We start from the raw sequence: 8,740 nt of genomic DNA on the forward strand, positions 1-8,740 counted from the left end.
ATCTGAAGCGTCAGTTTCATAGTGACGATTATAGTCACAAAGCAATCAATAGACAAATAGCACCGAATCAGCCGCCCGAGAGGGCGGCGGCGCTATTCCTCCCCGGCCTGAACGCCGGGGCTTCTCGCGCAAGACGGGTGAAGAACAGGAAGTCGTGGGCCGGGGCATGGATGCGGAGCATCCATGCCGGGATGCGCGCGAACGCGCTCGGGTCGCGCTCAGTCGGTCTTGAGCGTCGCCCAGAAACGGTCGATGGCGGCGGCGGTTTCGGCGGGCTTCTCCCACTGGGGCATGCCGCGGGTGGGCGTGAGCTGTTCGGCCCGCCAGCCCGGATGACGGCTCAGAAAGCCCGGCAGTTCGTGGAAGTCGATGTTCGGATCCTGGTCGTAGACCACCAGCACCGGCTGGGTCAGTTTACCGTACAGGGTAGCGCCCGCCTTGGGGGTGAAGAGCTGGCCGGAGAGAAAATACAGCGGAGCATACTTGGCGCCCGGTTGGTGCGTCGTCGCATGGGCGTAGTCGACGAGTCCGGGCGGGATGGCGCCCTTGAACACCTGATTGTAGAAATATTTGATGCTGGTGCGCGTGGTGAGCAGGCCGAAGAGTCCGTCATTGATCACCGGCACGCTCAACGCCTTGTGAGCGCGTTCGGCCGCCTTGCCGGTCGGGAGTCCGCGGATGTTGAAGCCGGTCGGCGACAGCAGGGCCAGACTGGCGACCAGCTCCGGTTTCATCAGGGTCGCACGGGCGGCGAATTCGCAGCCAAGCGAAAACGCGACCAGATCGGCCCTGGACTTCACGACCTGCTCCAGAAATTCGGCGATGACGCCAGCGTAGAGCTCAGGCGAATAGCGCCGGTTGCTGCGGTCGGAGTGTCCGAAGCCGGGAAGATCCATCGCGAATACCGGACGCTGCGCGCGATAGTGATCGAACAGCGGCTTCATCTCGAAGGCGCTCGGCGCGGCGTTGATGCTGTGAATCAGGACCAGCGGACGCCCGGACGCGGACGTGTCGGCGTAATAGTGAATCCGCCCGCCAAGCGGCGAGACATAGTCGTGACGGGAGGCGTCGATGGCGGCGGGAAGCGATGGGTTGCGGGTTGTGGCGGTGTTGCCAGCGCGAGCGATAGCGGAGTCCATGTACGAATTACCTCGGTTGTGTGCGGTTCTGTTGATTGCGTTGTCCCCGGATGTCCTGCTCGGCGCGCCGGCAGATCTCACGGGTCAGACCTTTGAAGAGTTTCCGGTGAACCGGCTCCAGCGAGTACCAGTACAGCAGCCCCCAGACTCCCGCCGGATGCCAGTAGGCGGTGGCGGTGAGACGGGTGCCCCCGGCGGTCAGCGGTTCCAGCTCGAATTCCAGCACGCCGGCACCCGGCGCGCGCATGCCGAACGCCAGACTCAGGCGGCGTTCGGGCTCGGCGCCCATCACCGTCCAATAATCGATGCGGTCGCCTGTACGCACCTCCTCGGCATGGCGCCGACCGCGCTTGAGCCCCGGGCCGCCGATCGCCCAGTCCATCCATTCGCGGATCGACCAAAGCGTGTTCAGATAGTAATAGCGATTGTCGCCGCCGATAGCCGCCACCACCCGCCAGACCGCGGCGGGGTCGGCGGTCGTCTCGGCGCTGCCGCTCGCGCGCTTGGCGTAATAGGCATAGTCGATCTGTTGATGGCGCACGGCAAAGGCTCCCTCGACCCAGCGGCTGACGACAGCGCCGCGGCGTTCGATCTCGAACGCGGCGCGCACGGCGTCCCGAAACCCCAGCAGGGGCTGGGGGACGAGACGACGCAATTCCTCGTCCCGGGCGTAAAAATCATGCCGGAGTCCCTCGATCAGGGCGCGGGCAATGGGTGTCGGCACCGAGGTGATGAAGCGCAGCCAATAGGCCGACAGTTGCGGCGTCAGCACCGGGACCGGAATGATCCAGGGCGGCCGTCTGCCCGCTTCCTCGGCGAGGATGCGCATCATCTCCGCGTAGGTCAGGGTTTCCGGTCCGGCCGCGTCGAAACTGCGCGCGGCGGTTTCCTCCATCCAAGGCACGCGCGCGAGATACCGGAGCAGGTTTTCCAGCGCGATGGGCGGCGATTTCGCGCTGACCCAGCGCGGCGTGATCATCGCCGGCAGATGATAAACCAGATCGCGCATCACCTCGAAGGCGGCCGAACCCGGTCCGACGATGATGCCCGCCCGAATCTCGGTCACCGGGACCGGTCCGCCGCGCAGCACCACGCCGGTATCGCGCCGCGAGACGATATGCTCGCTCTGCGCGTCGTCCGGCACCAGACCGCCCAGATAAACGATGCGTCTGACCCCGGCCACGCCCGCGGCCTGTGCGAAATGGCGGGCCGCCTCCAGATCCAGGCGCCCGAAATCCCGTCCGGCGGACATCGAATGGACCAGATAGTAGGCGACCTCGACACCGGCCAGCGCGGCGGCGAGGGTCTCCGGCACCAGCGCATCCGCGCCGACGATTTCGACGCCCGGCCAGCCGCGCGCCTCCAGTACCGCCGGGTTGCGGGAGCAGGCGCGCACCGGGAATCCCTCCCCGAGCAGCGCGGGAACCAGATGACTGCCGATGTAGCCACTGGCGCCAAAGACCAGGCACAGACCCGGCAAACCGGCGGCGTGCCCGGCGCTGTCTTGCCCCAATGGCTGGGGGATGGGCGGTTTCAACGCAGTCGACTCAGTCATCGGACGACCTCTCGGGTGCCGGACACCACCGTGCGCGGGTCGCGTTCGCCACGTATTCGTTTCAGAATCACCAGGGATGTCTCAACCCTTCACTTGCAGGCAGAGGTGCCTATCGATGCCGCCCCACCCGTCCATCAGGAGTCCATCGACTTGGACATCTTCGCGTCAAGCCAAGTTTACAGTGCTCTTCCTGGCTTGTCTGTTTGTGTCGGGTTGCACGGGTCAGGCGGTCCGCCAGGTCGGAACCCGTGACCTGACGTCGGGACGACCAGCCGGGATGGCCGTCGCGGACGGCGTCGCGCGCTCCAGGACCGCTGGCGTGCTGCGTTATCGGATCTACCGACCGACCGGCGCGGACCCTGGCGATCTGGCGGTGGTGGGGCATGGTTTCCTGCGCGCCAAGGAACGCATGGCGGGGCTTGCGACGGCCCTGGCCAGGTCCGGCGTGATCGCCGTGACACTCGATTTCTGCAATGATCGGCTCTGGGACGGCGGTCATGTTCGCAATGCGCTCGCGATGATGGCGGTTGCGAACGCACTCGGGGCGCGCCGGGTGGTGTATACGGGTTTTTCGGCCGGCGCGCTCGCCGCGCTGATCGCCGCCCGCAACGACCGGCGCGCGGTCGGCGTGGTGGCGCTGGATCTGGTCGATGCGCAGGCCATGGGGATCCGCATGGCGTCCGGTCTGAAACGGCCCCTGATCGGGCTGGTCGGCGACGCCTCGTGCTGTAACGCCTTTCAGAATGGCCTGGCGGTCTATGCCGCCAGCCCGAGCGCCGTGGTGCAACGAATGATTGGGGCGGACCACTGCGATTTCGAGTCGCCGACCGACTGGGTCTGCCGACTGACGTGCGCGCGCGGCGGGGCGATCAGCGGCTCGCCCCGCCAGGATATTCTTCGCTCGGCCACGGCAGCGGTGCAATCGCTGTTGCGGGACGCGGCCGGGTCCGAAACGCGCGGCGAGGAATGACGCGGCCGACCGAATTCCGACCGCCCCAGGTGCCGACAACCGGTTGGCGCTCCCAGAGGGTCGGATCGACGACTCAGACCCGGTATTGATTCACCAGCGAGGCCAGTCGGCCGGCGAGATCCTCCAGATGACCGGTGGCCGACACCACGGTATCGGTGCTCTCCAGGGTCTGCATGGACAGGTGCCGGATGCTTTCCACATTGCGGTTCATCTCTTCCACCACCGCGCTCTGTTCCTCGGCGGCGGTCGCGATCTGCGCATTCATGTCGTTGATGCGATCGACCGACTGCGTGATCGAATCCAGCGAGCGGTCGGTCTCCGAGGCCGAGAGGACGCTGCGTTCCGCCTGCTCGCTGCCCCGCTTCATCACGGCCACGGCGCTGCGCGAGCCTTCCTGCAAACGCTGGATCATGGACTGGATTTCCTGCGTGGCATCCTGGGTGCGTTGCGCCAGGGCGCGTACCTCGTCGGCGACGACCGCGAAACCGCGTCCCGCCTCGCCGGCCCGCGCCGCCTCGATCGCCGCATTCAGGGCCAGCAGATTGGTCTGGCCGGCGATGCTACGGATCACATCCAGAATCTTGCCGATATTCTCCGATTCGTCGCCCAGCCGACCGATCGCCTCGGCGGCCTCGGAGACGCCTTCGGCCAGTTGCTGGATGCCGTTCACGCTCTCGCGCACGATCGCGCGGCCCGCCTGAGCGTCGGCGCTTGCCTGGTGCGCCGCATCGGCGGCGGCGGTGGTGTTGTTGGCGACCTCGGCCACGGTGGCGGACATCTCGTTCATGGCGGTGGCGACCATGTCGGTTTCCTGGTGCTGCTGTCCCATCAGACGATGCGTGGCGTTGCTGGCAAGCGCTAACTGACCGACCGACTCGGCCACCCCGGACGCGGACTCCTGGATATTGCCGATCACTGTGGCCAGACGCGACTGAAGCATCTTGATGGCCTGGAGGATCTCCGCCGTCTCGTTGTTCCGCGCGACATGAATGGGAAAATTCAGATCGCCGGCGGCGATCTTTTTCGCCGCCGCGACACTCTCTCGAATGGGCGAGAAGATCGTTCGTGTGCTGACTTGCGCCAGAATCAGGCCCACCGCCAGCGCGCCCAGGCCGATCCAGAGGCTGCCAAACCAGCCGGCGATGACCGCCCCCAGCCCGATCAGCGCGAACGCGGCGGTGATCCATGTTCTGTGTCCGAACTCAGGAATGAGTCGCTTGGGCAGATCCTCAAGTTTACGCTCGCGAACCTTGGCGTAGAGCCGTTCGGCCTTATCGATCTGATCGCGCGTCGGCTTGGTCCTGACCGATTGATAGCCGACCAAGGTCTCGCCCTCATAGACCGGGGTGACATAGGCATCCACCCAATAGTGATTGCCATTCTTGCAGCGGTTCTTGACGATCCCTCGCCAGGGCTTGCCCTTTTTCACCGTCGACCAGAGATCCTTGAAGGCCGCCGCGGGCATGTCGGGATGTCTCACGACATTGTGATTGACGCCCAGCAGTTCGTCTTCCCGGAAGCCGCTGATGTCGATAAAGGGTTTATTACAGTAAGTGATGGTGCCCTTGATATCGGTGGTGGAGACGATCACGAGCGAGGCGGCGTAATCGTGTTCCCGGTTGGTGACCGGCAGATTCATCTTCATGGTGACAGCCTGAACGGGTCTGCGTGGTAGCGAGCGATGATCCTTGGTTCGATGAGATCCCGTCTTCTTGACGTGAGCGAAAGGATTTTAGCGCAAATGTCCCGTTCCCGACCCCATCCATCGACTAACCAGCCTGAACCACCGCCAGCGCGGTCATATTGAGCAGACCGCGCACCGAGACGCTCGGGGTGACGATATGGGCGGCATACTCGGTGCCAAGCAGCAGGGGACCGAAGGCGCCGCCCTCGTTCAGGGTCCGCAGCAGGTTGAAGGCGATGTTGGCCGCGTCCTGATTCGGCATGATCAGGAGATTGGCGCGACCCGCGAGACGCGATTCCGGGAAGCGCGCCTGGCGGCCCATCGCGTCGAAGGCAAGGTTGGCGTGCATCTCGCCCTCCACCTCCAGCGTCGGCTCCTGTTCGCGCAGCAGGCGGACTGCCGCGCTCATCTTGGTCGCCTCGGGTGCGTCGTGACTGCCGAAATTGGAAACGGACCATGGTCGCGGCCAGCACGGTCGGGTCGTTGCGGATATATTCGCGCGCCTCGTCGGGGGCATAACCGCGACGCTTGACCCGGTCATAGAAGGTCTTCCAATGGGTCTCGAAATTGGGATTCTCGCAGGGGGTGACGAGATCGAAATCGCGTTCGGGTCGGATGCTCAGGCCCAACTCCCCCAGCCGGTTGCCGATGACTTCCGGACGCCCGATCAGCAGGGGCCGCGCGATGCCCTCGGCGACCGCCTGCTGGGCGACCTGGAGCACGCGCTCGTCCTCGCCCTCGGCGAAGATCACGCGCTTGGGCGCCATCCGGGCCTGATCGAACACCGGCTTCATGGTCATCCCGGTGCGGAAGGCGCGATGACGGAGCGACCGACGGTAAGCGTCGAGATCGGCGATCGGCCGGGTCGCGACCCCGCTTTCCAACGGTTTACAGCGTGGCGCGAGGCGGATATGAGCCGATGGTCGGTATCGAGTCAGAGACGTGGTTCATCATTTATACTCTGAGCGGGAAATTGGTTACGTCGTACCCAATCGACCCGCTGATGGAGAGTTTTGCAACGCAAATGGCCCGTAAGGGTTGGGCCATCACAAGGGTTCCGAGCGATGAAGACACCCGAGCAAGCATTGAAAAGTTATCAATACGGATTGGAGAACTTTTACCCAGATGACGGCGAGGCACATCTTGTCAACGCGCAGCGCCGTTATCTCGGCCAGCACATTCGCGAGCTTACGCCAGAACAACGGCGCGCCATGTCCGCCGCGGACGCCTTGGTTGGTCGAGCGTTGAAGGCATGCGTCGATGCCGGATCTTGGGAGCAAGACAACCTGATCGACCTCAATGAGTATCTTGACCGATCACGCGCAGAGGCGGTGAGCGGATCTTTCTCGATCTCGCGGCAGGCGGCAGGCGGCGGCGACGCCGGGCGAATAGGCCAGGGCCAGATCGCGCTGATTGGCAAGCGGTTTGGTCGCCTTGATCTCCAGCTTGCCCGGCTTGGGGTAGCGGTGATAATCGAGAGCGCTCTGGTCGAGGTCGTCTGACATCTGGGTCTCCGATTGGTGGTTGGTGGCGGTGGTGCTGGGATCTGTTGTGTCGGCCCTTGATGCCTGATGTGATGGTGCAGCGCAACATGTTACCGCAAAGCCCGAGCCTGAACGCATTGCGTCGCACGAGGTCTTTATGATAACGTTTATCCCTGTATATACATCATGGGAGAGAGCGCCATGCGAGTACAGGTTGCGAAATGGGGGAACAGTCTTGCCGTGCGCCTTCCTAGCGCCTGCCTCCGACAGGCGGGGGTCAAAAACGGCGATGCGCTCGACGTAGAAGTCACGCCACGGGGCGAAATCCGTTTGACGCCCCACACCACCACCCATCCTTTCGAGAAAACCGCCTTTCTCGACCAGTTGCGTCGACTTCAGGAGAACTGGCCGATCACTGACTCCGTGGTCGCAACCATGCGCCAGTCGGATCGCTACTGATGATCTATGTGGACACCAGTGTCTGGGTCGCGCTCTTGACCAAGGAAATCTCCACGGCAGTCATCAGCGCATGGTTCGCGCGGAGTGACGCCGTTCTGATCAGCGCGGACTGGACGCTGACCGAATTCCACAGCGCCATTTCCATCAAGGTGAGAACCGGTCAAATCGACACCGTTCAGGCGTCTGCGGTTCTCGACCTGTTCGAGCAGCTCGGCGCCGGCGGCATGACGCTGGCTCCCGTCTCCCGCACCGCGTTTCGCGCCGCAGCCGCTCTGGTCGACGATCCTCGCCATGGTCTGCGTGGCGCCGACGCACTACACCTCGCGGTTGCTCAGGAACTGGCGGTACAGCGCTTTGCCAGCCTCGACGGCAATCAGTCCGCCAGCGCGGAGCGACTGGGTTTTGTGCTGGAATCCTTTTAAACCGTGAACGCCGCGAATGGCCGATCCTTGCCGTTCGAATCCAGGTGGCTCACGCATCCCATGGCGCTCTTCGCCATCCTGACGCTTCTCATCCTGATGGCTGGCTGGGTGCGTTTGGCGCAATCCGCCCAATCCGAACCAACCGCGAGCCTTTCAAGCCGGCTCGAATGCGGTCCCTGGCAAGTGTTCGAGGATCCCGAGGGCGGGCTCGACTGGCGGCAAGCGGTCGCTCGTCCGGCGGCGGACTGGTGGACGCTGCCGGAGGCGACGCTCTCTCCTGGTCGCTCGGCCTCGGCCTGGTGGCTGCGGGCGACCCTGACCAATCCCGGCGAGCGTCCGGTGGCGGCGATCCTGGGTGGCCGCTGCTCGACTGGCTGGATGTCTGGGTGCTGGAGGACGGGCAGGTACGGGAGGTCTGGCACACCGGCGACCGCCGGCCCTTCGCCAGCCGTCCCTTGGATACGCGCACCTTTGCCATCCCCTGGAGATTCCGCCGGGGACGCACTACGAAGTGCTGCTGCGGACGCAGATGGATCAAGCACTGTTCGAGCCGCTGGTCGTCAGGTTGTGGGCGCCAGATGCCTTCTGGTCGGCGGCGCGCCATAACGACCTGTGGTCAGGACTCTTTTTCGGTGTACTCATCGGCATCGGCTGCTACAACCTGCTGCTGTTCCTGAGTACGCGGGAGCGGACATTTAGGCTCTATGCCACCTACCTTGGCACGCTCGTGCTCTGGGCGGCGGGTTATCGTGGCTACGGCTTCGAGCTGCTATGGCCGGAGGCGGTCGGCTCACTGCCATTAAGTTAAGCGCAAATTCTTGTATAATATGAAAAATTACAGTGTAACAGGGGATTTGGCATGTTTAAAAAAACAATGCGTTGAAACCAGTCAAGAACTCATCACCGATGAAGCGTTTAAGAGCCGGCATCGAAAAAACGCGAAAATATTGATTCGTCAAAGAAAATTAACGATGGGGGGTAGTCGGTTAGTGCCTCCTGTCGCAAGATGTGGGGGTGAATCCTACTG

At 63.7% G+C, this 8,740-nt stretch carries 10 protein-coding genes and 3 pseudogenes; 8 read left to right on the top strand and 5 right to left on the bottom strand.

Annotated elements, in window-relative coordinates; all coding sequences use genetic code 11:
• Nucleotides 1-218: 218 nt before the first annotated feature.
• Nucleotides 219-1,139: an alpha/beta hydrolase gene (locus QZY07_RS05395; RefSeq protein WP_295400433.1), complete on the bottom strand. Its 921-nt coding sequence runs from the start codon at nt 1,137-1,139 to the stop codon at nt 219-221.
• Between the two features lie 7 nt (nt 1,140-1,146).
• A complete protein-coding gene (locus QZY07_RS05400) occupies nt 1,147-2,694 on the bottom strand; it encodes an SDR family oxidoreductase (RefSeq protein WP_295400435.1) in 1,548 nt (515 codons plus the stop codon).
• Nucleotides 2,695-2,971: 277 nt separating this feature from the next.
• On the opposite strand from QZY07_RS05400, the gene QZY07_RS05405 reads away from it, so the two are divergent.
• A complete protein-coding gene (locus QZY07_RS05405) occupies nt 2,972-3,664 on the top strand; it encodes an alpha/beta hydrolase (RefSeq protein ID WP_295400436.1) in 693 nt (230 codons plus the stop codon).
• 73 nt (nt 3,665-3,737) lie between these two features.
• Here QZY07_RS05405 and QZY07_RS05410 read toward each other — a convergent pair whose 3' ends face one another.
• The 3 genes and pseudogenes from QZY07_RS05410 to QZY07_RS05420 form a co-directional block, all read right to left on the bottom strand.
• A complete protein-coding gene (locus QZY07_RS05410; protein WP_295400438.1) occupies nt 3,738-5,309 on the bottom strand; it encodes a PAS domain-containing methyl-accepting chemotaxis protein in 1,572 nt (523 codons plus the stop codon).
• Nucleotides 5,310-5,433: 124 nt separating this feature from the next.
• A complete protein-coding gene (locus QZY07_RS05415; protein WP_295400440.1) occupies nt 5,434-5,757 on the bottom strand; it encodes a phosphate acyltransferase in 324 nt (107 codons plus the stop codon).
• 100 nt (nt 5,758-5,857) lie between these two features.
• Nucleotides 5,858-6,148: pseudogene (locus QZY07_RS05420) on the bottom strand (phosphate acyltransferase); the annotation flags it as partial.
• A gap of 264 nt (nt 6,149-6,412) precedes the next feature.
• Between QZY07_RS05420 and QZY07_RS05425 the strand changes: the two are divergent.
• The 7 genes and pseudogenes from QZY07_RS05425 to QZY07_RS05445 form a co-directional block, all read left to right on the top strand.
• Nucleotides 6,413-6,850, top strand: a complete 438-nt coding sequence (locus QZY07_RS05425) for a hypothetical protein (protein ID WP_295400450.1) — start codon at nt 6,413-6,415, stop codon at nt 6,848-6,850.
• A 183-nt stretch (nt 6,851-7,033) separates the two neighbouring features.
• Nucleotides 7,034-7,291: an AbrB/MazE/SpoVT family DNA-binding domain-containing protein gene (locus QZY07_RS05430; RefSeq protein WP_295400442.1), complete on the top strand. Its 258-nt coding sequence runs from the start codon at nt 7,034-7,036 to the stop codon at nt 7,289-7,291.
• Entirely contained in the window at nt 7,291-7,713 is a 423-nt protein-coding gene (locus QZY07_RS05435) for a type II toxin-antitoxin system VapC family toxin (RefSeq protein WP_295400444.1), read from the top strand. Before QZY07_RS05430 ends, QZY07_RS05435 begins: the two co-directional genes overlap by 1 nt.
• Before the next feature lie 96 nt (nt 7,714-7,809).
• A pseudogene (locus QZY07_RS27310) lies at nt 7,810-8,046 on the top strand (7TM-DISM domain-containing protein); the annotation flags it as partial.
• Nucleotides 8,013-8,210, top strand: a pseudogene (locus tag QZY07_RS27315) (7TM-DISM domain-containing protein); the annotation flags it as partial. The pseudogenes QZY07_RS27310 and QZY07_RS27315, both read left to right, overlap by 34 nt.
• Before the next feature lie 32 nt (nt 8,211-8,242).
• Entirely contained in the window at nt 8,243-8,521 is a 279-nt protein-coding gene (locus tag QZY07_RS05440; RefSeq protein WP_295400446.1) for a 7TM diverse intracellular signaling domain-containing protein, read from the top strand.
• Nucleotides 8,522-8,531: 10 nt separating this feature from the next.
• Nucleotides 8,532-8,740, top strand: a 209-nt coding sequence (locus QZY07_RS05445; RefSeq protein ID WP_295400448.1) for a hypothetical protein, incomplete at its 3' end; no start/stop codon positions are given.

Source organism: uncultured Thiocystis sp., from assembly GCF_903866365.1.
Lineage (GTDB): Bacteria > Pseudomonadota > Gammaproteobacteria > Chromatiales > Chromatiaceae > Chromatium.